1 rRNA gene is annotated in these 1,234 nt (G+C 54.6%); it reads left to right on the forward strand.

The features are described 5' to 3' along the window. Window positions 1-1,234 (forward strand): 16S ribosomal RNA (locus MF646_RS23095); the annotation flags it as partial.

A 1,234-nucleotide genomic window follows, 5' to 3' on the forward strand; every position in this document is an offset into this window, starting at 1 on the left:
CGGCTATCACTACAGGATGGGCCCGCGGCGCATTAGCTAGTTGGTAAGGTAACGGCTTACCAAGGCGACGATGCGTAGCCGACCTGAGAGGGTGATCGGCCACACTGGGACTGAGACACGGCCCAGACTCCTACGGGAGGCAGCAGTAGGGAATCTTCCGCAATGGACGAAAGTCTGACGGAGCAACGCCGCGTGAGTGATGAAGGGTTTCGGCTCGTAAAGCTCTGTTGTTAGGGAAGAACAAGTATCGTTCGAATAGGGCGGTACCTTGACGGTACCTAACCAGAAAGCCACGGCTAACTACGTGCCAGCAGCCGCGGTAATACGTAGGTGGCAAGCGTTGTCCGGAATTATTGGGCGTAAAGCGCGCGCAGGCGGTCTTTTAAGTCTGATGTGAAAGCCCCCGGCTCAACCGGGGAGGGTCATTGGAAACTGGGAGACTTGAGTACAGAAGAGGAGAGTGGAATTCCACGTGTAGCGGTGAAATGCGTAGATATGTGGAGGAACACCAGTGGCGAAGGCGACTCTCTGGTCTGTAACTGACGCTGAGGCGCGAAAGCGTGGGGAGCAAACAGGATTAGATACCCTGGTAGTCCACGCCGTAAACGATGAGTGCTAGGTGTTAGGGGTTTCGATGCCCTTAGTGCCGAAGTTAACACATTAAGCACTCCGCCTGGGGAGTACGACCGCAAGGTTGAAACTCAAAGGAATTGACGGGGGCCCGCACAAGCAGTGGAGCATGTGGTTTAATTCGAAGCAACGCGAAGAACCTTACCAGGTCTTGACATCCTTTGACCACCCTAGAGATAGGGCTTTCCCCTTCGGGGGACAAAGTGACAGGTGGTGCATGGTTGTCGTCAGCTCGTGTCGTGAGATGTTGGGTTAAGTCCCGCAACGAGCGCAACCCTTGATCTTAGTTGCCAGCATTTAGTTGGGCACTCTAAGGTGACTGCCGGTGACAAACCGGAGGAAGGTGGGGATGACGTCAAATCATCATGCCCCTTATGACCTGGGCTACACACGTGCTACAATGGATGGTACAAAGAGCAGCGAAACCGCGAGGTCGAGCCAATCTCATAAAGCCATTCTCAGTTCGGATTGTAGGCTGCAACTCGCCTACATGAAGCCGGAATTGCTAGTAATCGCGGATCAGCATGCCGCGGTGAATACGTTCCCGGGCCTTGTACACACCGCCCGTCACACCACGAGAGTTTGTAACACCCGAAGTCGGTGG

This window comes from Halalkalibacter alkaliphilus (assembly GCF_023555415.1).
GTDB lineage: Bacteria > Bacillota > Bacilli > Bacillales > Bacillaceae_D > Halalkalibacter > Halalkalibacter alkaliphilus.